Origin of the sequence: Rhodococcus sp. IEGM 1366, from assembly GCF_033142425.1 — a bacterium.
Lineage (GTDB): Bacteria > Actinomycetota > Actinomycetes > Mycobacteriales > Mycobacteriaceae > Rhodococcus_F > Rhodococcus_F globerula.
This window is the reverse complement of sequence record NZ_JAWLRZ010000007.1, coordinates 321927-348468: the sequence shown is the minus strand read 5'-3', so window position 1 is coordinate 348468 and position 26542 is coordinate 321927. Positions and strand designations below refer to the sequence as shown.

Here is a 26542-nt window from a genome sequence, read left to right as displayed (position 1 = left end):
TGGTTTCTTTTCCAGTGGCACAGTACGATTCCGTTCAGATTTCGACTTACTCGACCCTCGCTCGTCGGAGATCCACCGGCCACGGGGTTCGGTCCGAATTCATCTAGGCGCGCTGCCTCTCCCACCCGTGGCCTTGGCACTCACGCCGCCGGCGTCCGCCGGTCTCTTCAGCCTGTATCGGTCGGCCCGTGGGGCCAAGTAACGAGGAGGAACGGTTGAAACTACAGCGAATACTTGTTGCCGTCGCGGCGACAGCACTTCTTGTCAGCGGATGTAGTGGCCGCGAGAGCGGCGGCAGCGAGAACATCGAAGGCGGTGGTGAGGGGGCTACCGCACAGTCTGCATCTGGCGACTTCGGTGATCTCCAGGACGTCTGTCAGTCTGGGGACGCCCAAGGCGGCACTGCTCAAGGTGTCACTGCCGACGAGATCGACGTTGGAGTTTTCTCGGACATGGGATTCACCAAGAATGCCGAATTCGAGGAAGCCGCAAAAGTTTTCACGTCCTGGTGTAACGACGCCGGAGGTATCAACGGTCGTAAAGTGGTCGCTACCACCCGCGATGCGAAGCTGATGGAGGTTCGTCAGCGAATGGTCGAAGCCTGTCGTGACGACTTTGCGCTCGTCGGTGGTGGCGCCGCCTTGGATGCTCTCGGCGTCAAGGACCGGCTGACGTGTATGTTGCCGAGTTTCCCAGCTCAGGCCGTCCAAGAGCGTTCTGCCGGAGCTGATCTCGAAGTCAGTGCATCTCCCGCAAAGATCCCGGGCTATGACAATTACAACGGTTTCCGAACCTGGGTGGTGAACGAGGCGTATCCGGATTCGAAGGGTGCGGTGGGAATGATCAACGGCGATTCCGCTGTCACCAAAGCGATTGCGGGCGTTACCGCTGAGACCCTCGAGGCCGCCGGTGCCACGCTGGTCTACAACGAGCTGTATCCGGCGATGGGTGTGTCGGACTGGACTCCGTACGCGCAAGCCATCAAGAGCAAGGGCGTCAAAGGGTTGATCTTCATGGGTGAGTTCGGTCAGTTGGCCAAGCTCGAAGAGGTCCTCACCAACATGGACTACAAGCTCGACTGGATCGATGCCAACAATAACGCCTACAACGCGTCGTTCATCGAACTGCTGGGGAAGTCCGCCGACTTCCAGAACAACCTCGTAGATCTCAGTGGTGTGGCGCCGTTGGAAAGTGACGAGCCTGCGGTGGCGGAGCTCGAGGCTCTGTACGAGAAGTACGCACCGAATGCGCAGATCACACTCCCGGCGATGCGGGCGATGTCATCGTGGCTGCTGTTCGCGAAGTCGGCTGCCAGTTGTGGCGACGAACTTACCCGTGGTTGCCTCTACAAGGCAGCGACGGCCGAGACTGCTTGGACCGGAGGCGGTTTGCATGCCGCAAACGATTTGGCGAATCCGATTCCACCGCAGCCGTGCTTCAATGTCGAACAGGCCACGTCGGACGGTTGGCAGGCAGCAGACTTCAATCCCGACAACGGTCTCTACCGCTGCGATATCCCGGCTCGCAAGTTGGTCGCCGACTTCGGCACGCCGATGACACTGGCAGACGTCGGTATGAGCATGGGCGATTTCGAGTAATGGAACAATTCGTCACCTTCGGGATCGTCGGTCTGAGCACGGCCGCGATCTACGCGATCATCGGCAGCGGCTTGGTGGTCACCTACACCACCACCGGAGTGTTCAACTTCGCACACGGCGCGACCGGCATGATGGCGGCATTCTCCTACTGGCAGCTCAGTGTCGGGTGGGGCTGGCCGGTGTGGTTGTCGGTAGCCACCGTACTTCTGGTTCTTGCACCGGCTTTCGGGCTTCTCGTCGAACTGTTGGTGCGGCCGGTTCAGGCTCTCGGCGAGGCTGAGAAGCTGGTGATGACGATCGCGTTGCTGAGCGGTCTGATTGCGCTCGCCCGATGGATCTGGAATCCGAACAAAGCTCGCTCGCTTCCCAGGTTCTTTGCCGAGCAGAACTCTTTTCACATCGGGTCAGCAACAATCAGTTGGCATCAAGCCTTGACACTGGTGGTGGCGATCGCCGTTGCGGTGTCTCTACGAATACTGATGCTGCGCACCCGAACCGGAACCGAAATGCGAGCGACCGTCGATGACCGTGCCTTGGTGGGACTTACCGGGGCAGATCCGGTACGGGCCAACCGGGTTGCTTGGATTCTGGGAACCGTGTTGGCCGCAATTGGCGGTATCCTCATCGCTCCGATGGTTGCGCTCGACGCGACCCAACTGTCGCTGGTCATCGTCAGTGCTTATGCCGCAGCGATATTCGGTCGGTTGAAGAGCCTGCCCATGACATTTGTCGGCGCAATTGTCGTGGGCTGCATGGAGGCGTATCTGACCGGCTACCTCCCGCAGAATCCGTACCTCCCAGGTCTGCGGCTGGCGGCGCCGGCGATATTGCTGTTGCTCGCGCTGTTGCTCTTTCCGCACGGGCGACTTCGAGGACGCGACCGTCACCTCAGTGCGGTTCCGCTACCGAGCGTTCGAGGGACGTTAGTCTTCGCCGGGGTGATCGTCGCGTTCGGTCTCGTCTTGGCCACAGTGCTGGGTGAAGGTGATCTGATCACCTACGGACAGATCTTCGCGTTCGGCGTGATCGCGTTGTCCTTCGTTCCACTTGTCGGTTACGCCGGTCAGATATCACTTGCGCAGTTGACCATGGCGGGGGTGGGTGCAATTGTCTGTGCACGCTTGGGCGGAAATGGGCAGTGGTGGGCACTTTTGGCGGTGATGGTCATCGCGGGCATTGTCGGAGCGGTCATCGCGATCCCCGCGCTCCGGCTCAATGGTGTCTACCTGGCACTCGGGACGGCGGCCATTGCGGCCGTCTTCGACCGATGGATATTCACGATCCCGTCCTTCGAGGTGTTCGGAGTCGAGATCGTGCTGTTCGACCAGGGCTCAGTGGATTTGGTCGGCCCACGACTGTTCGGATTAGAGGTGAATACTCCGGCAGAACTGACGGTGTTCTCCGCGATCTGTCTTGCCCTCGTCACGATCGCCGTGGCCGCGTTGCGCCGCGGGCGACTCGGCCGCCGGTTGATTGCGCTGCGCGACAGTGAGGCTGCCTTCGCGACCCTTGGGGGCAGTCTGCTGTTGACCAAGATGCTGGTGTTTGCGCTTGCCGCTGGTATTGCGGGGCTTGGTGGGGCGCTGTACGGAATGCAACTGATGTCGGTCACCGCCGAACAGTTCAGTTTTGTTGCCGGGCTGGGTATTTTCCTGATCGCTGTCGTGGGTGGCCTGGGAGTTGTGGGTAACGGGCTCTTCACGGGCACGATGATTGCCGGCCCGTTGAACGCGATCGTGGCATTGTGGCCGGCGGCCGCCAACCTCGTGCAGACGCTGCCCGCTGCTGCCGGCCTCGCTTACAGTTCCGGAGCGGTCGACGACGGAGTTGTGCCGAGCTTGCGCCGGCGCTGGGAATCGGCTCTCCGGGACCGCCTTGTAATGGCGGTCTTGCTGGGTTGGATTGCAGCGCTGTGGGTTTTGCGTGTCAATGACGTCGTCAACGGGTACGTACTCGTGGTGGGCGTAGTGATCGGGGCATTGGCCGCCCGCAGTTGGGCCGAAGCGCGGCATCGTCAGGTTCCGGCGGAGCCGGAAATTCCGGTGGAGTTGTGGGGCATATCGCGCCCATGGACCGCCGAAGACGGGGAGGTGCTCAGTCGTGAAGTCGCAGCTCGAAGTTGAGGACATCACGGTGATGTTCGGCGGTCAACGCGCGCTCTCCGGGGTCTCGCTGAAGGCGGAGCGTGGTCACGTGACCGGACTGATCGGACCGAACGGGGCAGGCAAGAGCACGCTGTTCGACGTCATTTCCGGGCTCCGCAAGCCGGCCACGGGAAAGGTGTTTCTCGGTGGCCGCGACGTGACCAGAGCCGGGCCGTCCCGGCGTGCGAAACACGGTCTGGCGCGGACGTTTCAACGACTGGAACTCTTCGGCCGACTCAGCGTCCGCGACAACCTCCTGGTTGCCGCGGAACTGGGGTCGCAGCGACGCAAGGCCGGATCCGTCGCCGACGACATCATCGATCGACTCGGATTAGGACTGGTTGCCACGACAACCGCGGACTCCTTGTCCACCGGCATGGGTCGCCTCGTCGAGGTGGCCAGAGCAATGGCCGTGAATCCCACCACCCTTTTGCTCGACGAGCCCGCCGCAGGTCAGGACCGCGAAGAAACAGAGCGGTTCTCGCTGATTTTGCGCTCTCTGGCGGAGGAGGGGATGGCTGTCCTGCTTGTCGAACATGACATGGAATTGGTGATGAACGTGTGCGACCAGGTGTATGTACTCGATCTCGGGAAGATCATCTCCGTCGGCCCGCCCGAACTGATCCGCCGCGACGACGCTGTTCTGGCAGCGTATCTGGGGGGATCATGAATCCGATCCTCGAATTGCGGCGTGTACGAGCGCGTTACGACGAGATCACGGTTCTGCACGGGATCGACCTCAGTGTGGCGCCAGGTCAGATAACTGCCTTGCTGGGGCCCAACGGTGCCGGGAAGACGACGACTCTCCGAGTCGCTGCCGGAGTTCATCCGATCACCTCGGGGCAACTCGTGGTTGGAGGGCGCGATGTCAGTGGGATTCGTCCTCGGGATCTGGCCAGATCCGGTGTCTGCCTGATCCCGGAAGGCCGTGGTGTGTTTCCCAACCTGAGCGTCCGGGACAACTTGCTCATGATGACGTTCACCGGTCGCACGCGCGAGGAAATCGAGGAGATCGCGTTTGCTCGGTTTCCGATCCTCGCCCAGCGCGCATCGCAGACGGCAGGCACACTGTCCGGCGGTGAGCAGCAGATGCTCGCGCTCGCCCGCGGTCTCGCGACGGACCCCGCTGTCCTTCTCCTCGACGAGTTGTCGATGGGGCTCGCGCCGTTGATCGTCGGCCAACTCTACGAGCAGGTCGCCCTGATTGCCAGAGCGGGTGTCGCCGTACTGGTGGTCGAGCAGTTCGCGAACACCGTGCTCGAATTTGCCGATCACGCAGCAGTTCTGGTGCGTGGCCGGATCCAGAAGCAGGGCAGCCCAGATGGCTCACTGCGTTCCGAACTAGCTGCCCTCTACCTTGGGAGTGTCACATGACCGCGACTGAAACCCGCGCCGACCGCTTCACTCGCGAGTTGGCCGAACAGAAAATTCCCGATCCCTCCGCCGGCCGATCCGCCCTTTGGCTCAGGTTGGGACTGGTGCTGATGGTGATCGGTCCGGCCTTGGGTATCGCGTCGTACTTTCTCTCGCACAACACTTCCGATCCCTTGGTGCAGCGCGACGCGATCATTCTTGCCCTCGTCGGGATTTCACTCGGCGTGAGCGGGTCGGCACTGTACATCCGCTATTCCATTACCGGATTCCTCAGGTTCTGGATGGCCAGGCAGTCATACGACCTGAGCCTGGTGGGAGATCGACTCTCCGAGAACGATATTCAACCCTGACAGCCGCAGCTGCCGATGTTCCTCGCGGCGGTTCGGTGCGGACGGGCGCGTCCGTGAGCTGGTGAAAGTTTTTGCAACCACGGTGTTCCGAAACATCGTGGTGGAAAGCCCATGGTGGGTGGAACCCGTCCGCCCATCGGAGAGGATCCGTCATGCGCAATTCGGTAATTCGTCGAGTCGTGGCCGCAGCCGGTTTTGTTGCCGTCGTGGCCGCCACGGTCACAGGCTGCAGCAGTGATTCCGACAGCGACACCACAGACACCACAACAACATCGGCGGCCTCGAAGGCTTCGGGCACGTCGTCTGCGGGGACCACCGCGGCGGCTGCGGCCGACGACGCGACGACAAAGGAGATCACGGACGTCTTTGTCACCTTCTTCAACGGAACTACTCCGCCCGCGGATCGTGCCGCACTGGTCGAAAACGGTGACGTGTTCCTGCCGACTCTCGAAGCGCTGACGGCCAATCCGCAGGCCACGGCAACCACTGCAACGGTGCAAGGCGTCGAGGCCACCGGTACGAACGCTGCCGTCAAGTGGACGCTTCTGATGAACGGGGCTCCGGTTCTGCCGGACCAGTCCGGTGAAGCGCTAGAGCAGGCCGGTGAGTGGAAGGTGTCGGCCGCGACGTTCTGCACGCTGTTGGCGATTCAGGGCGGCGGGGCGCCGGTTCCCGGTTGCTGATCGCCCACAACGATGCGACGTCGACGCCGGTAGCACCGGCGCCGACGTCGCATGCACGTGCACGCCAACAGATGTCAGCTCAAGTATCGAACCAGATTTTGTGCGACACAGGCGGGCCGCTCGGACCCTTCGGCGGTGATCGTGACGGTGCGCTCCACTTGGATTCCGCCGTCGATGTCGGTGACGGAAGTGAGCTCCACTGTTCCCCGCACCCGGCTGTCCACCAAGACCGGGCTGATGAACCGCACTTTCCCCAGTCCGTAGTTGAGCGCCATGCGGGCGCAACTGACGGCCATCACTGTCTGAACTATCGGTGCCAGCAACGACAGTGTCAGGAATCCATGTGCGATGGTGGCGCCGTACGGTCCGTCTGCAGCACGGTCCGTATCGACATGTATCCACTGGTCGTCGTCGGTGGCTGCCGCGAAGAGATCGATCCGTTTCTGATCGATCGTGATCCAATCGCTGGTGCCGATCGTTGTCCCGACAGCGGCTCGGATATCGTCGAAGGTGGTGAAATCAGTCTGGTCCAAACCACTCTGGGTGCTCAACCGGCCAGCCTGAGTTCAACGGGGTTCAGTCGCAGATCGCAGATGTACGCGAGTTCTGCCGCGATCTCGGGTGAGAGGTCGCTCTGCTCTCCGACCTCCAGGATGCTGTGGAGGCGACGGAAGAATTGATCAGGCGTGATCCCGAATTGGACAAAAATGTCTTCGGCGGGTCCGCCGTTCCAATGTCGCCACTTCAGGGCGAACGTCAATATCGCATCATGGTCGTTCATTACACGCCTCCTCAATTCAAACGTGAGTTCGGTTATCTCAATTGGTCTTTCATGACTTTGCCAGTCGCATTGAGTGGCAGTGCGTCGAGGAACTCGACAGTGCGAGGAGCTTTGAACCCGGCCATCCGCTCGCGGCTCCAGGAGAGTAGGTCTTGTTCTGTCACTGTATGTTTGGTGACCACAAACGCTTTGCCGACCTGCCCCATTCGTTCGTCGGGAACGCCGATCACGGCAACCTGATCGACCGCCGGGTGTTCGAGGAGGAAACCTTCGATCTCGGCTGGATATGCGTTGAACCCGCCGACGATGAACATGTCCTTCTTGCGGCCGACGATACTGAGCCGTCCCTCGTCGTCAAGCTTTCCGAGATCGCCGGTGTGCAGCCAACCGTCCGTGTCGATCGCTTCGGCGGTTGCCTGCGGATCGTCAAGGTATCCCTGCATGACGTTGTATCCGCGAATCAGTACCTCGGAATCATCTGCGATTCGCAATTCGATTCCGTCACATGGTGTACCGACGGTAGTTGCTATCTGCTCGAACGAGTCGCCGGGGCGCGACGCGGTTGCCGTTCCCCCTTCGCTCAAGCCGTAACCCGTCATGATGGTCTGGAACGGAAGTTCCTTTGCGACCTGGCGGATGAGTTCTACCGGAATGTCCGCCGATCCGGTGACCGCAGCACGTAGTGACGACAGATCTCGGGTGTTGGGAGCGGACAGCAGTGACTGGTAGAGCGTCGGCGGTCCCGGGAGCATGGTGATCTTCTCGGTCTCGACCAGTTCCAGTACCTGATCCACGTCGAGAACGGCTACGGGCAGAATGGTGGCGCCGCGAATCAACGACGCGACAACGCCTGCTTTGTAGCCGAACATGTGGAAGAACGGGTTGACGACCAGGTAGCGATCGCCTTCCCTCAGGTCTGCGAGATCGCACCACTCCGAGAACATTCGCAGTGTCTGGTGATGGTTCATCATGACGCCCTTGGGGCGGCCGGTCGTTCCCGACGTGTACATGATGTCGGCGATGTCGTCGCCGCTGATCTCGCATTCGAAAGGTGCACCGCTGGAAAGGAAATCCGACTTCAAGTCGATGACCGGTACGTCATCGGGTGCACTGTACTCGAGGCCCAGGAACCCCTTCTGGACGAGTACGGCTTTGGCGCCGCTCCGTCGGATGATGTCGGCGGCCTCGTCGGCCTTGTACCGCGTGTTGACGGGAACCAGCACTCCGCCGGCGGTCAAGATGCCGAATGCGGCGATGATCCATTCGGCGGAGTTGGGCGCCCAGATCGCCACTCGATCGCCCTTGTCCACGCCGATCGCGGCCAGAGCGCCAGCGGCCCGGCGGACCCGATCAGCGAGTTCGACGAAGGTGATCCGGACGGGCCCGTCGACGACCGCTTCGGCAGTGCCGAAGCGGTCGGCCGCACTCAGGACCATCTCAGGGATGGTCTGCCACTTCACAGCGAAAGGAGCCCTGCAAGGTTGCCGCCCATGATCTTTGCCTGATCCTTCTCGTCCAGGTGCCCGAGCATGTCCGCGAAGTGCCGCGGCTCTGCCAAGCCCTCCGGATGCGGGTAGTCCGAGCCGAAGAGCACTCGGTCGACTCCGACGAGATCGATCAGATCGGTCACGCCCTCCTCGTAGAACGGGCTGACGTGGACCTGGCGCTTGATCGCAGCGACGGGATCCTGCATACCGAAGCCTTCAGGTGCCTTCTTGAAGGTGTCGGCGAGGCTGTCCAGAAGTGGCCGCAGCCAGGCAGATCCACTTTCGATGACCGCAAGCTTGAGGTCAGGGAAGCGGAACAGTGCGCCGTGGCAGACCCACGATGCCACGGTGTCCTGTACGGGACGCCACTCGTTGACCATGCGGAACGTGTTGGTCTGGAACGGCAGCATCTCGCCGTCCGTGCCTTCCCACTCGGCGTCGAAGCGCGCGTATCCGCTGTCCGACGAGTGCATCGCGACGAGGAGGTCGAGCTCAACGACGCGCTTCCAGAAGGGGTCGAACTCCGGCATGGCAAACGAACGAGGGCCCTTGAATCCGGGGACGGGTGCTGGGCGCACGAGAATAGCCCTTGCGCCGCGCTCGGCAACCCACTCGAGTTCTTCGAGTGCCTTGTCGAGGATCGGCAGGCTGATCACCGGGGTGGTGAAGATGCGGTCCTTGTAGTTGAACTGCCATGTCTCGTACAGCCACTCGTTGAGTGCGTGCACAACAGCGTGAATCAGGTCCGGATCGTCACGCATCCGCTCTTCGACCAGGCTGGCGAGGGTCGGGAACATCAGCGTGCGGTCGACGCCCAACTCGTCCATGAGTTCCAGGCGCGGGCCCGGCTCGCTGAAGGCGGGGATTGCCTTCATGGACTTACCGAAGATCTCGCGACGGCTCTTGCCTTCGGGGTTTCCGTTCTTGAAGTACTCCTCCATGGAACCCGGGCGTGCAACGACGCTGAACGTGGGGTTGGGGATGTACTCACTGATCTGTCCGCGAATGGCGATCTTGGTGCGTCCGTCGACCTCGACGTACTTGATGGCGTCCTTGTACTTCGCCGGGAGGTACTTGGTGAGGGCCTCGGCAGTCTCGTACAGATGGTTGTCTGCGTCGAACAGCGGGTAAGGCAGGTCCTTCGGGGGCATGAGATTCTCCTTTGCGTTTGATGAGAACACTATTCTCTTTTTTAAACGGTCGCAATATCCTGGCGGACCAAAAACTTCTGAATCTTGCCGCTGGCCGTCCGGTGGAAGTCGTCCACCTGGTGCAATTCCTCCGGCCACTTCTGTTTTGCGACGCCGGCTCGGTCGAAGTGAGCGCGGAGTTCGTCCATCGTCGGCAAGCTGTGGCCGGGCAGCAGGCGCAGCACCGCGGCAACGTGTTCGCCGAGGCGCTCGTCCGGGGCGGATACCGCTGCGGCTTCGGCGACTCCCGGCATCGAGAGAAGGATTTCCTCGACCTCGAGTGCGCTCACGTTCTCGCCGCCGCGAATGATGATGTCGGACTTGCGGTCCGTGATCGTCAGGTAGCCGTCCTCGTCGATTTCACCGATGTCCCCGGTGTGGTACCAACCGTCGGCGTCGAATGTCGCGTCGGTGAGCGCCTGGTCGGTGTACCCGATGCAGAGATCGGGTCCACGGCTGAGGATTTCTCCGTCATCGGCAAGCCGGATCTCCGCGCCCTCCATGACATTTCCGTCGGTGAACAACCGCTTGTCTTCCGGGGCAAGGTGGCTCGATCCCGTGATCGACGGATGTTCGGTGCTCCCGTACGAGCGGAAGACGGTGATGCCGAAGTCGGCCAGTCTTCTCGTGACCGCCGCGGGGACGGACGAGCCGCCGAGTCCCGCATATTTCATGCACGCGAGATGTTCCGGCGTGAACTTCGGATGATCGAGCAGGCTGGTGAGGAAGTAGGTTGCGCCGCCGCCGACGGTGAGTTGATCGCTGGTCATCAACTCCAGTGCCTGTTCCGGATCCCACGCATCGGTGAGGTTGATCGGGGAGCCGTCGACGACTGGAATGAGGAAGGCATTGACCATGCCGATGAAGTGACCGACCGGGGCCGACGTGAGTTGCTTGCCACGGTCTTTCGGGTACAGACCCAAGAGCTGACGGGTTTCGTGCCCGAGTGTCTGATGACTGTGGATGACGCCCTTGGGGGCGCGCGTCGTGCCGGAGGTGAAAGCGATGAGCACGGCGGAAGTGGGGTCTGTGTCGATGTTCTCCGCCAGTGGTACGTCGCTGAGCAGATCTTCGAAATCACGTCCGACAACTCCGACGACGGGGATGTTCGCGCACAGATCCGGCTGGTACTCGGTGCGTCCGAACTTCTCGGCCGTGATGAAGACCTTCGGCTTCGTCTCGTCGAGGATGTAGGCAACTTCCTTGCGGCCGTAGAAGTGAACGATGGGAACAACCGTTGCGCCGAGGAAGGTCGAGGCCCAGAAGACCGCTGCTGCTTCCATCCAGTTCGGAAGCTGGAACGCGACGACATCACCCGCGCCGACGCCCCGTTCGCGCAGGCCGCCGGCCAACCTGCGTGCCACCAGGTCCACGTCGGCAAAAGTTCCGGTCCACGGACGGATCTTCGAGTGGATACGAAATTCGGTGTCGGGGGCGGCAGCGAGGCCTCGGGTGAGCATCGTGCCGATCGTGTCCTGAGTCCACCAACCCTCTTCGAGGTACCGGGTGGCAAGCGTGGTGGGAATGTGCCGCATATGAGCTCCAATGCAGGTAACCGGGCCGCTCCTAGGCCGAACTGCGGCACGAGACGGGAGCGGTCGAACTGGCTTCTGCCAGTCGTGAATATGTTATTCTCACAAAACAAGAATGCCAATATCGTAACGGAGAACATCTTGGTTATCGTTGAAATGGACGGCGAGTTGGCGATCATCACCATCGACCGTCCACAAGCACGCAATGCCATCGCGCCGGAAACGATGGACCAATTGGACGAGGCACTCGACTCGGTTCGCGGGGCCCGCGCCCTGGTGATCACCGGCGCTGGTGATCGTGCGTTTGTCTCCGGTGGCGATCTCAAGGAACTGGCCAAACTTCGGACGCTGGAACAGGCGGCGGACATGGCCCGGCGGATGCGGTCGATCTGTGACCGCATCGCACAATTCCCCGGACCCGTCATCGCTGCCTTGAACGGGCATGCGCTCGGCGGCGGCGCCGAAGTTGCCGTGGCGGCAGATATTCGAATTGCCGCGCACGACATCAAGATCGGCTTCAATCAGGTGAGTCTCGGAATCATGCCCGCGTGGGGTGGAGCCGAGCGGCTTGCCGCACTTGTCGGGCGCGGTCGGGCATTGATGCTGGCCGGTTCCGGAACGATCATGGGTGCTGCTGACGCGGAATCGCTCGGACTCGTCGATCGCGTCCTGCCCCGAGAATCCTTCGACGAGGGCTGGCGCTCACTGGCGAAGTCTCTTGCCAACGCTCCGGCCGAGAGCATCAAACGGGTGATGTCCGGGGTTGCTCCTCCCGAAGCCATCGACGCTTTTGCGCGCTTGTGGATTACCGACGAACACTGGGCAGCAGCAGACCGGGTTATGAACCGCAACAAGTGAACTGAAATCCTACGAGTGCGTGCGAATCGGTGCCGCACTTTCCGACCAGTTACGGACTCCACATGACTTTTGTGATCACTCAACGATGCTGCAACGACACCAGTTGCGTAGCGGTGTGCCCGGTCGACTGCATCCGTCCGCGGCCCGGAGACCCCGGATACACCACCGCTGAGATGCTGTACATCGATCCGGACACCTGCATCGACTGCGGGGCATGCGTCGACGCGTGTCCGGTGGATGCGATCTACTCCGAATACGATCTCAGTGAGTCGATGAGTCGGTACACGGAGATCAATGCGGCGTACTTCGAGCAGAATCCATTGGACACCGATGACGTTGCATTCCCCACTCCGCCGAAACGCCCGTCAGCGGATCTGCCTCGAATACGTGTTGCGATAGTCGGATCCGGTCCGGCAGCGTGCTACTGCGCTGCCGAACTGCTGGCGCGGGGATCAGTGGAGGTCGAGATGTTCGACCGCTTGCCCTCGCCTTGGGGGTTGGTGCGCAGTGGAGTTGCGCCGGATCATCAGGAAACCAAAGGCGTCGTGAGTGTCTTCGGGTCTTCGTTCAAATCGGAGTCGTTTCAGTTCTACCTCGACGTCGAAGTGGGCAAGCATATTTCGCACGACGAGCTACTGCGGCACCATGATGCCGTGATCTATGCCGTTGGCGCCGCAACCGATCGCAAACTGGGCATCCCCGGAGAATCATTGCCCGGCAGTCATTCCGCGACGGAATTCGTGTCCTGGTACAACGGGCATCCGGACTTTTCGGATCGTGAATTCGACCTTTCGGGGGAGCGCGCGGTTATCGTCGGAAACGGCAACGTGGCACTCGATGTCGCGCGTGTTCTCACGTGCGATGTCGACGAACTCGCAAGAACCGACATTGCTGACCACACGTTGGACGCCCTGCGCAACAGCAATATCCGTGAGGTTGTTGTTCTCGGACGACGGGGCCCACTCCAGGCCGCGTACTCCGCCCCGGAGTTTCTCGCGCTGGGTCACCTGAACGGTGTCGACGTCGTGATCGACCAACAGGACGTCGTGCTGGACGCGGCAAGCGCAGCAGCCCTGGATGATCCCGATGCGCTGCTGTCCGACAAACTCAAAGTTGACCTTGCACGTGAGTACGCACAGAAGCCGGCGGACGGAGGCAACAAGCGAATCGTCTTCCGGTATCTCGTCGCGCCCACCGAACTGCAGGGCACCGACCGCGTCGAATCGGTGACGTTGGTGCACAACACACTTGACGACGACCTTGCGGCATCGGCGACCGAGAAGGTCGAGACACTGGAAGCGTCGCTTGTTCTGCGGTCGGTGGGTTATCGCGGCGAACCAGTCGCTGACGTTCCGTTCGACGAAGCACGGGGAATCATTCCCAACCATCAGGGCCGGGTGGACGGCGCGGTCGGCGTCTACACCAGCGGCTGGATCAAGCGGGGCCCGCGCGGTGTGATCGGCACCAACCGAGTCGACGCGAAGGAAACCGTCGCGCAACTACTGGCAGACTTCGACGCCGGATTGCTGACCGCGCCTGAACTCGACCGGACATCCTTGGTCGAACTGGTGACGGAACGTCAACCCGACATGATCGACAAGGCGGGGTGGGCGGCCCGGGACGCACAAGAGAAGGCGGCCGGTAAAGCTGCCGGCCGCCCTCGCATCAAGATCACTGCACGGACTGTAAGTCGTTAAGGGGGGTTACTTTCCGGAACCCAGGACCGACGTGGCGTCGGCGTAGCGCTGCGCCACGTCGTCCCAGTTGATGACATTCCAGTATGCCTTCACGTAGTCGGCCTTGACGTTCTTGTACTGAAGATAGAAGGCGTGCTCCCACATGTCGAGCATCAGGAGCGGGACAATGCCGATGCTGATGTTTCCCTGCTGATCTGTGAGCTGCTCGATGATCAGACGCTGACCGATCGTGTCGTAGGCCAGTACGGCCCAGCCGGAGCCCTGCAAAGTGGTTGCGACCGCGGAGAAGTGCGTCACGAACGCGTCGAATGACCCGAAATGTTCGTCGATGGCAGCAGCCAGTTCTCCTTCAGGTCGCTCACCACCGTTGGGGGAGAGATTCTTCCAGAAGATCGAGTGATTGGTGTGGCCGCCGAGGTGGAAGGCGAGGTTCTTACTGAGTTGCGGAGCCTTGGCTGCGATCGTGCCGTCTTCTCGTGCGGCGGCCAACTGCTCGATTGCACTGTTTGCGCCGGCGACGTAGGTCGCGTGATGCTTGCTGTGGTGCAGCTCCATAATCTCGCCTGAGATGTGAGGTTCGAGGGCTGCGTAATCGTAATCGAGCTGGGGCAAGACGTATTCGGTCATTGTGGTGTGCCTTTCGATCGGTGATGAGTCGCTGGGGTGAGATGGTGGTACGCCCGGTTGTGGTAGACGAGTGGGGAGAGAACACGCGTCGGCGCGATGACCTCGACAACTTCTGCCATGACAACGAGCGCCGAACCACAAGCGGTGGCGCCGAGTGGGACCGCGCGGAGAGCATGCGCCGTTCCGTGGAGGAACGGTTCACCGGTCGACAGAAACGACCAGTCCATGTCCGCGCCGAAGCGGACGGCGCCACGCGTGGCAAATGTTTCTGCCAGCTCGACATTGTCGGAATGCGCAAGGTGAACAAGGAAACTGGACGCGGCCGCGATCGCTGCAGCAGATCCTCGTAGGGATTGTAGTGAGAACGCGAGTACAGCGGGGTCGGCACTGATCGACATCACCGACGACGACGTTATCCCGACCGGGCCGTCTTCGCCGGCGGCAGTGATAATGGCGACGCCCGCAGGATGTCGACGGAAGGCATCGACAAAAGATTCACGGATCGACGGTTCCGGTATCGAATCGGTATGCGGTCCACTTAGTTCCGTCGTCACGTGAGAGTTCACCTTCCGCTACTCGGGTAATTCCGCCGATGCACGTGGCCTGTGCTGTATTGACGGTAAAACCTCGAGCGCGCTTGAGATCAAGGTGATGTGACGGGGTTCACCGTCCTAGCTTGGCGGCCAATCTCTTGATGTATTCCACAACGTCGGTGGGAGCGGCGTCCGGCGTGCCGAACATTGCCTCGGTAACTCCGATGCTCTCCCAGTGAGCGAGCTTGTCCGCCTCGGGCTTTCCGGCGAGGACGGTGATTTCAGGTTCGCCGACTCGACCGGCTTCGGACCAGATCTTGCGAAACAGCTCTACGTTTTCCTCGATCTCTTGCTGGATCGGCGTCGTGATCCAGCCGTCGGCGGACTGTGCGATCCACTTGAAGGTCTTTTCGCTCGCACCGGCGCCGAGGAGGATGGGTGGACGCGGTTTCTGTACGGGCTTGGGCCATGCCCAACTGGCCCCGTACTTCACGAACTGGCCCTCGTAGGATGCCTCGTCCTTCGACCAGAGTTCACCCATTGCTTCGAGGTATTCGCGCAGAGCCGTACGACGTTTGTTCGGGGGTACCCCGTGATCGGCGAGTTCCTCTGCATTCCAGCCGAATCCGACACCGAAGACAACACGTCCATCGGACAGGTGATCCAGCGAGGCGATGGTTTTTGCCAGAGTAATCGGATCATGTTCGAGGGGGAGTGCCACCGACGTGCCCAGGCGAATGGTGCTGGTGACCGATGCGGCAGTGCCGAGCGCAACCCAGGGGTCGAGGGTGCGCATGTAGCGGTCGTCCGGAAGTTCCGCGGATTTGGTCCCCGGATGATCCGACGCCCGTGATGCCGGGATGTGCGTGTGCTCGGGAACGTAGAAGGCGTCGAACCCGGCAGCTTCGGCGGCAACGGCCGCATCAGCAGGGCGAATGCCGCGGTCGCTGGTGAACAAGCTGACTCCGTAGCGCACAGGCTTCTCCTTCGATGGTCCGTCGAAAAACTGTAACTTGTTGCAGGTTCGTTCGGGGTGGTTTTGGGCCTTCGGACCTGTGCGCCTTTCTGGCAGTCGGCGCTACCGAAAAGGCGCACGGGGCGAAGCCCTACCCTGCGCGTCTGCCGCTACATGGTCACGTCGATAATGTGAAGGAGAACGTGCAGGACACGAGGAACTAAGGAGTGGTCATGGCAACTGAGGTGGAGTCCGGTGACCTCGTACAGGCGGCCGACCATGCGGGTCCGTGGACGGTAGTCGAAGTCCGGCAGGGTATGGCGTTGCTCGAACACGGTGACGGGCACAGGCTGTCGCTACGGACGACCAGTCTGACTGTCGTGCGTAAGGGTGGCGGCAAGAAGATCGCCCCCGCCGAAGGTGCTTCCGACGAGGGCGTGTCACCGACACTGTTCGACTGACGGTCAGGGCATATTGAACGGTGCCGCGTATTTGAACGTGCCAACCTGATCTGGGGTGTGCGCAGACAGGGTGCGAATCTGGAAATGGGCACCCCATTCGGCTTCCGGTGATTCGACGCCCACTTTCGTGCTGGTCACAAACCCGAACCGTGGGTAGTACTCAGTGCTGCCCAGTAGTGCGAGCAACGGCACGTCCAGAGCGTCCGCCGCGCCGATGACCGCGTGCATCAACGCAGAGCCGACGCCGGACCGTTGGTTTTCGGGTGTCACTGCCAGCGGGCCTAGGCCCACAGCCTCCACCTCGCCGACCCATCCCCGGGTTCCGATGACGAAGCCGAGAATCTCGCCGTCTGCCTCGGCCACCAGGGACAACTTCGGCAGGTACTCGTCGGACGCAAAGAGTTGGCGCGTCAGTTCGATTTCGTACGGCGTTTCGCCCGGCGGTGCCTGATCCGCAAATGCAGCGTCGAGAAGTGAGTAGACGGCGTCACGGTCGGACGGGCATTCGCGGCGGATGTACATGGAGTACGAAGCTACCCGAGGTAGCTGCCGTCGTGCGACTCTATATTCCGCGTTCACCAACTCTTTGGCTCGAAATACTCAGTGATGCAATGGCTTTCTCAATGGCATCATCGCGACAGCAGTTCGGTGATCGATGTGGGTATCTGGCGGTATCCGCCGAATCTGATGCGTTGGCAACCGTCGAGTTCGGCAAGAACTTGGGTTCCCCCGGAGCCGTCAGCTCGACGGAGATCGATCGACGCCACCTGTTGCGCGATCTGATCGCAGGGTGGGGCGATGGGTGCTGTGGACGCTGCGTGCATCAGGTCAACACTGTCTGCCAATGTCAGGCGGATATGCGAGGACCCCTGGCCCAGGTTGTAGCGGCATACCTGCAGTCGGCCGACGTCGTCGACGGGTGTGGCCAACGGACTGTCGAGAGGTGAGTATCCGGTGTTCTCGGAACGCACTGATCGCTCGACGTCGTCGGGGGTGGTGAGATCGAACAACGATCCGATCGACGTTGTGCAGATTCCCGGTTCGTCCGCCGATATGGCGTCGATCGGGTGCTGCTGACGGCTGACCTCATGCAAGGTGTCCAGCGTTTCGAGAGGTGCGTCCTGGAATCCGCACGGCGCTGACGGCCAAGCTGGACGAAATGCGTTACCCGACGCGTCGACGAACCACAGGCCGACGGGGACGATTTCCCGTATCGCGCAGTCAGCAGAGATGTTGTCGCGGAACCGGTGCGAGTCGGTTCGGAATGCTTGGACTACTGCAGATACGTCGCCTTCAAGGTGAACCGCGTCGATAGTCAACCCGCCGGCGGCGTTTTCCCCGCGTTCGCACCGGATGAGCGCTACCGGTTCGAAATCCGATGGCGGATAGCCGGGTTCGGTTGTTGGCGGGAATTGTGAATCCATCTGAGCGAGCCCGCTGAGTGGTCCGGAGATATCGGGCGTAGTGCATTCCGCATGGTCGACTACGGACGCCACCGCAGGAGTGAACGAGACGCTATCGCCGCGCACGGAAAGGTACATCGCTGCCACTGCGAACACGCTCAGCGCGATGATGAACGTGACAGCCAGGAATTTGCGCATTCTCAGATCAGCCCGGCGCGTTCGAGGAATACCTTGGCCGCTGCGGCATTCGGAAAAACGGCACTCGAGGTGATGTGGAGCCCGCCGTCGGAGTTGGCGTACTCCGTGGTGCTGACGGCGTCTCGATACTCGATGCGGGCGGCTGCGGTACGCGAGCGGTTCTCTGTGATGAGTTCGGGCCGCTCGTTCTCGCGCCAGTCGACGAGTGTTTTACCAGCTTCGGTCTGGTTCACCCAGGTGATGAATGTGATGTTGTAGTCGGTCGAGACGCTCTGGGCGAGAGCTGACCCGGAGTCGACCGTGCAGAGTAGGTACAAGTCGCCGGTCGAGTTGAGCGAGCCCGGCGAGCAGATGCTCTCCTCGGCAAGGGCCGGCGGGAACGTCCCGACGATGGCTTCGGCGCTGTTGTGGGTTCCACCATTCGTAGCGGTGGGTGATCCTGATGCGGTGCCGGCTTCACGGTTGTCACCGCCGAGTGAGAGGACCGCGGAGATGACTACGCCGACGGTGGCGACTCCCATGAGTGTGGACCGGACCAACAACCCGCTTCGCGTTTCCGCCGACAGGGTAGTTGCTACTCGCGTTCCGAGTGATGCCATCGCTGCATTATTCATCACGAAATTCTGGATGCGGGCACACGCAACATATTTGCCGCACGGTGCAAAGACGATCGGGCATACTCGAGTGACTTGGAGCGAGTCGATCGTGGAGAGGGTGACCGACCATGAAGAAGGACGCAGCAGGGGGTACCCCCTCGGAATTGATCGACGCGAGGATCGAGGAACTCGGTGACTGGCGAGGGGAGATGCTCGCTCGGATCCGGACTTTGGTCAAGGAAGCCGACCCCGATGTGGTCGAAGAGTGGAAATGGCGTGGAGTTCCGGTGTGGGAACACGACGGCATTCTCTGCACCGGTGAGACGTACAAGAAGGCTGTGAAGGTGACGTTCTTCAAGGGGGCCGCATTGGATGACCCGACGGGAATGTTCAACTCCAGCCTCGAAGGCAACACCAGGCGCGCTATCGACTTCAACGAAGGCGACACCATCGACGAGAAAGCCTTCACGGCCCTCATTCACGCCGCGATTGCGCTCAATACGGCATAGGTGCTCTAGCTCAACAGTGCTCGGAGCATTCCGCCTATTTCGACAACCGCCGCACGCGATCGGGCACTGGGGCCGAGAACATTCACGAACCCGTGGATGAATCCGGGATAGCGCCGCGCGACAACGCGAACTCCGTTGTCGCGCAGCAGCTGTGCGTATGCTTCACCTTCGTCGCGCAGTGGATCGAATCCAGCTGTCACCACAATTGCCGGTGGAAGATCGTTGTGGCTTTGGGCACGCAATGGAGACACCCACGGGTCCAGCCGATCCGAGTTCTCGCCGAGGAAACTGCGCTCGTAGAAGTTCATATTTGCCTCGGTCAGAAAGAATCCTTCGCCGAACGTCGTTCGGGACGGCCTTCTCTCGTGAAAGTCGGTGGCCGGATAGATCAGCAACTGGGCTGCCGGTGACGGATATCCGTCATCGCGGGCGCGGAGTGAAACAACAGCCGACAGGTGCCCACCCGCGCTGTCGCCACCCACCGCAATGCGAGCAGGGTCGACGGCGAACTCGGTTGCCCGAGAAACAATGTCGAGGTACGACGCATAGGCATCGTGTACCGGTGTGGGGAAAGGGAATTCGGGTGCAAGTCGATATTCGACAGCGACGATTCTGGCCCCTGAGGTTTCAGCCAACAGTCGGCACGGTGCGTCATGTGATTCGAGATCGCCCTGAACCCAGCCGCCGCCGTGGAAGAACACCAGCAGTGCCCCGGACTCGTGGGTGGGCACGTAGAGGCGAGCGCGAAGTGGGCCGTCGGCGCCTTGTACGGAGATGTCTTCCGTGTGCGCCGACGCCGGTCGGCCGGCCATCAACATCGCCGTTCGCGTCAATTCGGCGCGCGCGGCGGAAAGTACATGTGGCTCCGACGACAGTGCGGGCCGTGGGCGTGCCTTGGCGAGAGTCAACAACATGTGCGCGTCGGCGTCGAGAGTGTGCCCGTCTCTGTGCACCGGCGGTCCGGTGATGCGGCGTTTTACCGCTGCAGGCAGCGCGAATGCTGCTGCAACCAGGCCTGCCTCGGCGAGGCCCCGAACTGTGCGATCACTGGCGCTGTTCCACGATTCCGGCACGTGGCGCACACTACCAATCATGAGTACAAAGGCACTGTCGATCACGCAGATCGACAACACACACCTCGTTCGATGTGGGCACGCAAATTGGGTTCTCGTCGAGGAAGGCTCCGATCTCACTCTGATCGACGGTGGGTATCCCGCCAACGGCGGTGACGTTGAACGGTCGATCGAGCAGATCGGTCACAGCATCGGCGATGTGCGCGCCGTGCTTGTCACTCACGCCCATATCGATCACATCGGCGGGATCGCGGACATACTGACCCGCCACGACCTACCGGTATTGATGGACCCGTTGGAAGTACCGCATGCGCGACGCGAATACCTGCAGCAACTCGGGCCGGTCAAAGTTCCGTTACTGCTGTGGCGCCGGGGCGCGCCGAAGTGGCTGTTCGACGTGATCGGCGCCGGCGCGCTGAAGGGAGCGAAACTGCCTCAGGCACAGGCTTTTGCGGAGGGTAGCGCCTTGGATGTTCCCGGCCGTATCGTGCCGATTCCCACGCATGGGCATACCGATGGACACAGTGCGTACCTGATTCCCGGTGCCGGCGTCGTTGCTTCGGGTGACGCTCTGGTGACTGGCCATGCCACGTCCCGGCAGACGGGGCCGCAGTTCCTGGTGTGCCCGTTCAATCACCACCGGGAAGCAACGGACGAGGCGTTGGACGCCATTGCGGAAACCCCGGCCGGTGTCATTTTCCCGGGGCACGGGCCCGCGTACGAGGGGACGATGACGGCGGCAGTCGAGCAGGCCCGCGCGGGCCGGACAAGGATGCGACCATGACCACCTTCGAGACCGTCGACCGCGGTGAGCTGCAAGGATTCCTGCATCGGCCGGATACGGACCCGATCGCGACCGTGGCTCTGACACACGGTGCCGGAAGCAACTGCGACACCGTGCTGCTTCGCGCTGTTGCCGAGGGTTTTGCCGAAGCCGGAGTACAGGTTCTACGATTTGATCTTGCCTACCGTGTTCGTCGGCCGAAGGGGCCACCGCACCCGTCCCGTGCCGCCGAAGACCGATCGGGAATCGCTGATGTTGTTGCGACACTGCGTAAGGACTACCCGAGCGATGGACCTCTACTTCTCGGTGGACATTCGTACGGTGGACGCCAGTCCTCGATGGCGGCGGCCGAGAACCCTGGTTTGGTGGATGGGCTGATCTTGCTGTCCTACCCATTGCATCCGCCGAAGAAGCCGGAGAAACTGCGCACCGAGCACCTTCCGGCACTGACCACCCCCACGGTGGTGGTCCACGGTTCGAAGGACGAATTCGCGACGACGGACGAGATGCAGTCGGCACTTGACTTGATCCCCGCAGCAACGACGTTGGTGGAGTTCGACGGCGCCAAACACGACCTCGGGGTAACCAAGTTTCCCGTGGTCGAACAGACTGTCGCGGCGGCATTCGGGCTCTTCGGAATCAGGCCACGCTGACGCCGGTTGCTCCTGTCGGTGGCACCTGGTGAGATCGAACTATGAGTGCCCAGCAATATCAGCCCAGTGCCCTGTCCGACGTGACGGTCACCGTCGACGGCGACGACACGGTTGTCACCTTCCCGAGAACGTTGCCTTATCCCGTGGATCAGGTGTGGGCGGCGGTGACCGATCCGGAAATGTTGGCCCAGTGGACTCCGTACACGGCTGATCGCAACTTGGGCAGCGTCGGCGAAGTGGTCATCGCCATGCTGTCTGAGGAAGGCGATCCGGAGATGTCGTTTCCGGCGTCCGTCCGCGTGGTCGACGAAGCTCGTCGACTCGAACACGAATGGGGCCCGGACGAATTGATCTGGGAGCTCACTCCGGTCGAGGGCGGAACCAGGGTGGTTCTGACGCAGCGTTCGCGCGCCGAGGGAATGGCATCCGCGTTGGCGGCGGGGTGGCACCTGTGTTTCGACGTTCTCGACGGGCTGCTTGCCGGTTCGCCGTTCGGCCCGATCGTGGGAGCAAAGGCACGCGAGTACGGCTGGGACGATCTCAACTCGCGCTACGCCCGTCAGTTGGGGATCGAGGAATCCGAAGTCTGGTAGCGCGTCGATGCCCGCACGATCAGTTCGATCGGCAGCTTTACAGATTCGACGCTCCGTCCTGCCATGAGGGCGAGCAGATTCTGCACCCCGGTTGCGCCGATCTTGCGGGCGGGTGAGCGAACCGTAGTCAGTGGAACCGGAAGTTGCGAGACCACGGGAATGTCGTTGTAGCCCACCAGCGCAAGGTCGTCCGGAATGCTCAGGCCCATATCGCGGGCAACACCGAGAACGCCGATGGCGATGGTGTCGCTGACTGTGAAGATGGCGTCGGGACGCGTCGGGGTGCTCAGCAGTTGTGTTGCTGCTCGAACGCCGCCCTCCACTTCGAAATCGGAGGCAACGATCCGGTGCGGCGGTAATTCCAGGCCTGCTTCGGCGAGTGCGTCGCGGAATCCGGCGACGCGTTCGCGCGAGGTGCTGGCGTGATCCGGCCCCGCGATCACGCCGAGGTCGCGGTAGCCGCAATCCAGCAGGTGTCTGCCTGCGAGGTATCCGCCGCGTCGGTCGTCGCCGCTGACATAGGGGAGCCCGACGTCGATGTGGCGGTTGAGGAGCAGAACCGGGAGCGAACGGATGGGGAGCGAACTGACAAAATCGGTGCCGGGCAGGTGGATGCTGCTGAGCATGAGGCCGTCGACCTGACGGCTGATCAGGAATTCGACGGCTTTGCGCTGGGCATCAAGATCGTCGGGCGGGCTGGACAGCAGAACCGAATAACCGGCTGCCGTCGCGGCTTCCTCGATGCCGCCGAACATGGTGGCGACGACGCCATCGGTGAGTCTCGGCATGACCACACCGATCGTTGTGGTCTTGCGCGTTCGTAGACTTGCTGCCCACAGATTTGGCTGGTAGCCGAGTTCTTCGGCGACCTGGCGCACACGCTGAGCCGAGTCCGACCAGCCGTCGACGGGTTCGGGTTGGCGCAGGACGCGCGATGCCGTCGAGATGTGGACGCCCGCCTTGTCTGCGATCTCACGCAGCGTCGGTGGGCGTCCGCTGCTGCGGGTCGACGGGTCCGGCGACATCAACTCGGGGGCTCCTGAGACTCATTTTGGGGATTGACGTGATGCTAGGTCGGTCCCTACTCTAGGTGATGCAAACGATTGCACAATCGTTCTCGCATACCTGATGAATCCCGTACGTACATCCTTGGAGGCAACGTGAACACGCCGCAGTCCCTGTCCGAACTGTTTTCCATCGACACGCTGCTCGACGCCGAGGAAATCGCGATCCGCGACACGGTGCGCGCGATGGTCGACAGCCGTATCCGCCCGAACATCGGTCAGTGGTTCGAGGACGCGGCACTGCCGGTGCGCGAGTTGGCTCAGGAACTCGGATCGTTGGGTGTGCTGGGAATGCACCTCGAGGGATATGGCTGCGCCGGAACGAGTGCAACCGCCTACGGTCTGGCGTGCCAAGAACTCGAAGCCGTCGATTCAGGTATCCGCAGTCTGGTTTCCGTTCAGGGTTCGCTGGCGATGTTCGCGATTCACCACAATGGCAGCGAAGAGCAAAAGGAAGAGTGGCTTCCGCGGATGGCGGCGGGCACGGCCCTCGGCTGCTTCGGTCTCACGGAACCCGACTTCGGTTCCAATCCCGGCGGTATGCGCACCAACGCCAAGCGCGACGGTGACGACTGGATTCTGAACGGCACCAAGATGTGGATCACCAACGGATCCGTCGCTGACGTCGCCGTGGTCTGGGCGCGAACCGAGGACGGTGTGCGCGGATTTGTAGTTCCGACAAACACTCCCGGGTTCTCGGCCCCCGAAATCAAGAACAAGATGTCGCTGCGTGCGTCCGTTACCTCCGAACTCGTGCTCGAGGATGTACGACTGCCCGCGTCTGCGATGCTACCCAAGGCCCGCGGACTGTCCGGGCCGCTCGGTTGCCTCAACGAGGCCAGGTTCGGCATCATCTTCGGCTCGATGGGCGCTGCCCGCGACTGCCTCGAAACTGCCATCGCCTACGCCCGTGATCGACAGGTTTTCGACAAGTCACTGGCGGCTTACCAGCTCACGCAGGCCAAGATCGCCGACATGGCAGTCGAATTGGGTAAGGGGCAGTTGCTCGCGATTCATCTCGGACGCCTCAAGGATGCCGACACGGTACGTCCCGAGCAGGTCAGTACCGGCAAACTGAACAACGTGCGTGAAGCCATCAAGATTGCCCGACAGTGCCGAACGATCTTGGGCGCCAACGGCATCACCTTGGAGTATCCGGTCATCCGTCACGCCAACAATCTCGAATCCGTGCTCACGTACGAAGGCACCTCCGAGGTTCACCAGTTGGTGATCGGCCGGGCACTGACGGGTGAGGAAGCATTCCGGTGACAACGCCTGGCGCACTGGACGGACTGGTGATCGCCGACTTCGGCCGGGTACTCGCCGGACCGTACGCCACCATGATCCTGGCGGATCTCGGCGCCGAGGTGATCAAGATCGAGCGTCCCGGTGTTGGTGACGACACCCGCAGTTGGGGTCCACCGTGGGTGGGTGAGGAGTCGAGTTACTTTCTCTCCGTAAACCGCAACAAGAAGTCGGTAACCTTGGACTTGCGCGACGCTCAGGACCTGGAGGTTGCACAGGATCTGGTGCGCACGGCGGATGTTGTGGTGCAGAACTTCCTTCCCGGGACCATGGACCGGCTCGGATTGGGTTACGACGCTGCGCGAGAGATGAATCCGTCGATCGTGTACTGCTCGATCAGCGGATTCGGTGGAAACAACTCACTACCGGGATACGATTTGTTGATTCAGGCGGTCGGTGGGCTGATGAGCATCACCGGGCCGGACCCGCGCTCGCCTACCAAGGTCGGTGTTGCGGTGGTGGACGTCATCACCGGACTGCATGCCAGTGTCGGAATCCTTGCCGCGCTGCGTCATCGGGACCGGACGGGTGAAGGTCAACACGTCGAGGTCAATCTGTTGTCCTCGTTGCTGTCGGCACTGGTCAATCAGTCGTCCGGCTACGTCGCTGCCGGGGTGGTTCCGCAGGCGATGGGTAACCGTCACCCCAGTATTGCGCCCTACGAACTGTTCGACACGGCCGATCGGCAGCTCGTCTTGGCGGTGGGAAACGATCGTCAATTCGCTTCTCTGGTAGACGTTCTGGGAATGCCTTCACTGGCGACCGACGCACGTTTCGCGACGAACCGTGAGCGGGTTGCGCATCGCGAGGAACTGTTCGACGCGTTGACACTCGCGTTGGCGTCTCACACCGCCGACTACTGGTTCGAGAAATTGACGGCGCGCGGTGTTCCGTGCGGTCCGCTCAACAACATCGCCGACGCGATGGCGCTGGCCGAACGCCTGAACCTCGATCCGGTTGCCACTATCGATGATCCGCGCCGTGCGGCACCGATCCGGCAGGTGGCCAATCCGATTCGGCTCAGCGCCACTCCGGCCACCTACCGCACCGCGCCGCCGCGCCTGGGGGAGGATTCGGCTACACCTGCAGAACCAGCTTTCCCGTGTTAGCCCCTGCGAAGAGGAGATTGAGGCTGTCACCAAATGCATCGATGCCGCCGTCGACGATGTGTTCGCGAGCCGTCAACTGACCGCTCTTGATCCACTTCCCGATCTGTTCCTGCGCTTCGGAGTACCGATCGAGATAATCGAAAACCACGAATCCGGCCATGGTTGCCCGGTTTACGAGAAGCGACAGATAGTGCGACGGGCCCGGCTGCGGCTCGGTGGCGTTGTAGCCGGCAATAGCGCCGCAGATGACAACGCGAGCGCCCAGGCGCAGGCGGGAGAGTGCGGCGTCGAGGATTTCACCGCCGACGTTGTCGAAGTACACGTCGATTCCGTCGGGCGCCGCAGCGCGTAGGGCCTTGTAGACGGATTCGTTCTTGTAGTCGATCGAGACGTCGAATCCGAGTTCGTCGGTGAGCCAGGCGCACTTCTCGGGGCCACCGGCGATGCCGATCACCTTGCAGCCGTGGATCTTTGCTATCTGACCGACGAGGCTGCCAACGGCACCAGCGGCGCCGGAAACGACCACGGTGTCGCCGTCTTTCAGCTTTCCGACCTCGAGGAGGCCGAAATAGGCTGTCACACCCGGGAATCCGAGTGCGCCGAGCCAGGTGGGCATGGGTGCGATCGATTCGTCGACCCGCGTGACGTCGGTACCGTCGGAGAGCCCGTACTCGGCTGCGCCGAAAGCTCCGGCGACAACATCTCCGACCTTGAACTCGGGATGCTGAGTTTGCGTGACGTGGCCGACGCCATGAGCGCGCATGACGGAACCGAGTTTCACCGGCGGAACATACGACTTGACGTCGTTGAGCCAACCACGCATAGCGGGGTCGAGCGAGAGGTATTCGACCTTGACGACAAACTCGCCCGGCCCGGCAACGGGGATGTCGGAATCGACGTATTCCCAGGTGGAAGCGTCAGGGAGTCCGGTCGGTCGGGCGGCGAGGCGTACTTGGCGGTTCGGCATGTGTCCCTCTCGGTTGAA

29 protein-coding genes are annotated in these 26542 nt (G+C 61.7%); 15 read left to right on the top strand and 14 right to left on the bottom strand.

What is annotated here, in order from left to right:
- Positions 1-215 precede the first annotated feature (215 nt).
- The 6 genes from R4P64_RS22565 (at position 216) to R4P64_RS22540 (ending at position 6149) form a co-directional block, all read left to right on the top strand.
- Positions 216-1598: an ABC transporter substrate-binding protein gene (locus R4P64_RS22565; RefSeq protein ID WP_317822796.1), complete on the top strand. Its 1383-nt coding sequence runs from the start codon at positions 216-218 to the stop codon at positions 1596-1598.
- Entirely contained in the window at positions 1598-3721 is a 2124-nt protein-coding gene (locus tag R4P64_RS22560) for an ABC transporter permease subunit (protein WP_033231764.1), read from the top strand. The genes R4P64_RS22565 and R4P64_RS22560 overlap by 1 nt, the downstream gene beginning before the upstream one ends.
- Entirely contained in the window at positions 3699-4412 is a 714-nt protein-coding gene (locus tag R4P64_RS22555; RefSeq protein WP_230590008.1) for an ABC transporter ATP-binding protein, read from the top strand. Before R4P64_RS22560 ends, R4P64_RS22555 begins: the two co-directional genes overlap by 23 nt.
- Positions 4409-5116 (top strand): ABC transporter ATP-binding protein, encoded by a 708-nt coding sequence (locus tag R4P64_RS22550; protein ID WP_033231763.1) that lies wholly within the window; start codon positions 4409-4411, stop codon positions 5114-5116. Before R4P64_RS22555 ends, R4P64_RS22550 begins: the two co-directional genes overlap by 4 nt.
- Entirely contained in the window at positions 5113-5466 is a 354-nt protein-coding gene (locus tag R4P64_RS22545; protein ID WP_317822794.1) for a hypothetical protein, read from the top strand. Before R4P64_RS22550 ends, R4P64_RS22545 begins: the two co-directional genes overlap by 4 nt.
- A gap of 152 nt (positions 5467-5618) precedes the next feature.
- A complete protein-coding gene (locus R4P64_RS22540) occupies positions 5619-6149 on the top strand; it encodes a hypothetical protein (RefSeq protein ID WP_317822793.1) in 531 nt (176 codons plus the stop codon).
- 74 nt (positions 6150-6223) lie between these two features.
- Here R4P64_RS22540 and R4P64_RS22535 read toward each other — a convergent pair whose 3' ends face one another.
- Genes R4P64_RS22535 through R4P64_RS22515 form a run of 5 tightly spaced genes read right to left on the bottom strand, consistent with a single transcriptional unit; the run spans position 6224 to position 11142 of the window.
- A complete protein-coding gene (locus R4P64_RS22535; RefSeq protein ID WP_033231760.1) occupies positions 6224-6700 on the bottom strand; it encodes a MaoC family dehydratase in 477 nt (158 codons plus the stop codon).
- Positions 6697-6930 (bottom strand): hypothetical protein, encoded by a 234-nt coding sequence (locus R4P64_RS22530; RefSeq protein WP_033231759.1) that lies wholly within the window; start codon positions 6928-6930, stop codon positions 6697-6699. The genes R4P64_RS22535 and R4P64_RS22530 overlap by 4 nt, the downstream gene beginning before the upstream one ends.
- 32 nt (positions 6931-6962) lie before the next feature.
- Complete coding sequence (locus R4P64_RS22525) at positions 6963-8390, bottom strand: FadD3 family acyl-CoA ligase (protein ID WP_317822792.1); 1428 nt, start codon at positions 8388-8390, stop codon at positions 6963-6965.
- Positions 8387-9568: an amidohydrolase family protein gene (locus R4P64_RS22520; protein WP_033231757.1), complete on the bottom strand. Its 1182-nt coding sequence runs from the start codon at positions 9566-9568 to the stop codon at positions 8387-8389. Before R4P64_RS22520 ends, R4P64_RS22525 begins: the two co-directional genes overlap by 4 nt.
- Positions 9569-9609: 41 nt before the next feature.
- Complete coding sequence (locus R4P64_RS22515; protein WP_033231756.1) at positions 9610-11142, bottom strand: AMP-binding protein; 1533 nt, start codon at positions 11140-11142, stop codon at positions 9610-9612.
- 90 nt (positions 11143-11232) lie between these two features.
- Between R4P64_RS22515 and R4P64_RS22510 the strand changes: the two genes are divergently transcribed.
- Positions 11233-11997 carry an enoyl-CoA hydratase/isomerase family protein gene (locus tag R4P64_RS22510; protein ID WP_045064706.1) on the top strand — a complete coding sequence of 255 codons (765 nt, stop codon included), beginning with the start codon at positions 11233-11235 and terminating at the stop codon, positions 11995-11997.
- Positions 11998-12059: 62 nt separating this feature from the next.
- Positions 12060-13694, top strand: coding sequence for an FAD-dependent oxidoreductase (locus R4P64_RS22505; RefSeq protein ID WP_033231857.1), 1635 nt, complete (start codon positions 12060-12062; stop codon positions 13692-13694).
- A gap of 6 nt (positions 13695-13700) precedes the next feature.
- On the opposite strand, the gene R4P64_RS22500 is transcribed toward R4P64_RS22505, so the two are convergent.
- The 3 genes from R4P64_RS22500 to R4P64_RS22490 form a co-directional block, all read right to left on the bottom strand.
- A complete protein-coding gene (locus R4P64_RS22500) occupies positions 13701-14321 on the bottom strand; it encodes a superoxide dismutase (protein WP_033231754.1) in 621 nt (206 codons plus the stop codon).
- Entirely contained in the window at positions 14318-14875 is a 558-nt protein-coding gene (locus R4P64_RS22495; RefSeq protein WP_317822790.1) for a flavin reductase family protein, read from the bottom strand. The genes R4P64_RS22500 and R4P64_RS22495 overlap by 4 nt, the downstream gene beginning before the upstream one ends.
- Positions 14876-14984: 109 nt before the next feature.
- Positions 14985-15830 carry an LLM class F420-dependent oxidoreductase gene (locus tag R4P64_RS22490; RefSeq protein ID WP_033231753.1) on the bottom strand — a complete coding sequence of 282 codons (846 nt, stop codon included), beginning with the start codon at positions 15828-15830 and terminating at the stop codon, positions 14985-14987.
- A gap of 212 nt (positions 15831-16042) precedes the next feature.
- On the opposite strand from R4P64_RS22490, the gene R4P64_RS22485 reads away from it, so the two are divergent.
- The gene (locus R4P64_RS22485) at positions 16043-16270 is read left to right on the top strand and encodes a hypothetical protein (RefSeq protein ID WP_033231855.1); all 228 of its coding nucleotides are present in this window, start codon (positions 16043-16045) and stop codon (positions 16268-16270) included.
- A 3-nt stretch (positions 16271-16273) separates the two neighbouring features.
- On the opposite strand, the gene R4P64_RS22480 is transcribed toward R4P64_RS22485, so the two are convergent.
- From R4P64_RS22480 to R4P64_RS22470, 3 genes are all read right to left on the bottom strand, one after another.
- Positions 16274-16792, bottom strand: a complete 519-nt coding sequence (locus tag R4P64_RS22480) for an N-acetyltransferase (RefSeq protein ID WP_317822789.1) — start codon at positions 16790-16792, stop codon at positions 16274-16276.
- 107 nt (positions 16793-16899) lie between these two features.
- Complete coding sequence (locus R4P64_RS22475; RefSeq protein WP_317822788.1) at positions 16900-17871, bottom strand: hypothetical protein; 972 nt, start codon at positions 17869-17871, stop codon at positions 16900-16902.
- A 2-nt stretch (positions 17872-17873) separates the two neighbouring features.
- Positions 17874-18485 carry a hypothetical protein gene (locus R4P64_RS22470; protein ID WP_317822787.1) on the bottom strand — a complete coding sequence of 204 codons (612 nt, stop codon included), beginning with the start codon at positions 18483-18485 and terminating at the stop codon, positions 17874-17876.
- 110 nt (positions 18486-18595) lie between these two features.
- Here R4P64_RS22470 and R4P64_RS22465 point away from each other — a divergent pair, with 110 nt between their 5' ends.
- Positions 18596-18976: a DUF1801 domain-containing protein gene (locus R4P64_RS22465; RefSeq protein WP_033231749.1), complete on the top strand. Its 381-nt coding sequence runs from the start codon at positions 18596-18598 to the stop codon at positions 18974-18976.
- Between the two features lie 5 nt (positions 18977-18981).
- On the opposite strand, the gene R4P64_RS22460 is transcribed toward R4P64_RS22465, so the two are convergent.
- Positions 18982-20049 carry an alpha/beta hydrolase gene (locus tag R4P64_RS22460; protein ID WP_239654623.1) on the bottom strand — a complete coding sequence of 356 codons (1068 nt, stop codon included), beginning with the start codon at positions 20047-20049 and terminating at the stop codon, positions 18982-18984.
- Between the two features lie 19 nt (positions 20050-20068).
- Between R4P64_RS22460 and R4P64_RS22455 the strand changes: the two genes are divergently transcribed.
- The 3 genes from R4P64_RS22455 to R4P64_RS22445 are packed head-to-tail and all read left to right on the top strand — an operon-like array spanning position 20069 to position 22079.
- Positions 20069-20833 carry an MBL fold metallo-hydrolase gene (locus tag R4P64_RS22455; protein WP_045064689.1) on the top strand — a complete coding sequence of 255 codons (765 nt, stop codon included), beginning with the start codon at positions 20069-20071 and terminating at the stop codon, positions 20831-20833.
- Positions 20830-21486: an alpha/beta fold hydrolase gene (locus R4P64_RS22450; protein WP_172936598.1), complete on the top strand. Its 657-nt coding sequence runs from the start codon at positions 20830-20832 to the stop codon at positions 21484-21486. Before R4P64_RS22455 ends, R4P64_RS22450 begins: the two co-directional genes overlap by 4 nt.
- Positions 21487-21527: 41 nt before the next feature.
- Positions 21528-22079 carry an SRPBCC family protein gene (locus R4P64_RS22445; RefSeq protein ID WP_033231745.1) on the top strand — a complete coding sequence of 184 codons (552 nt, stop codon included), beginning with the start codon at positions 21528-21530 and terminating at the stop codon, positions 22077-22079.
- Here R4P64_RS22445 and R4P64_RS22440 read toward each other — a convergent pair.
- A complete protein-coding gene (locus R4P64_RS22440) occupies positions 22046-23104 on the bottom strand; it encodes a LacI family DNA-binding transcriptional regulator (RefSeq protein ID WP_317822785.1) in 1059 nt (352 codons plus the stop codon). The two genes, R4P64_RS22445 and R4P64_RS22440, sit on opposite strands and share 34 nt — an antisense overlap.
- A 135-nt stretch (positions 23105-23239) precedes the next feature.
- Here R4P64_RS22440 and R4P64_RS22435 point away from each other — a divergent pair, with 135 nt between their 5' ends.
- Together R4P64_RS22435 and R4P64_RS22430 are read left to right on the top strand one after the other, a co-directional pair.
- Positions 23240-24412, top strand: a complete 1173-nt coding sequence (locus R4P64_RS22435) for an acyl-CoA dehydrogenase family protein (protein ID WP_141485072.1) — start codon at positions 23240-23242, stop codon at positions 24410-24412.
- Complete coding sequence (locus R4P64_RS22430) at positions 24409-25557, top strand: CoA transferase (protein ID WP_317822783.1); 1149 nt, start codon at positions 24409-24411, stop codon at positions 25555-25557. The genes R4P64_RS22435 and R4P64_RS22430 overlap by 4 nt, the downstream gene beginning before the upstream one ends.
- Here the strand turns inward: R4P64_RS22430 and R4P64_RS22425 are convergent.
- Positions 25526-26524, bottom strand: coding sequence for an NADP-dependent oxidoreductase (locus tag R4P64_RS22425; protein WP_317822782.1), 999 nt, complete (start codon positions 26522-26524; stop codon positions 25526-25528). The genes R4P64_RS22430 and R4P64_RS22425 overlap by 32 nt on opposite strands.
- Positions 26525-26542 lie beyond the last annotated feature (18 nt).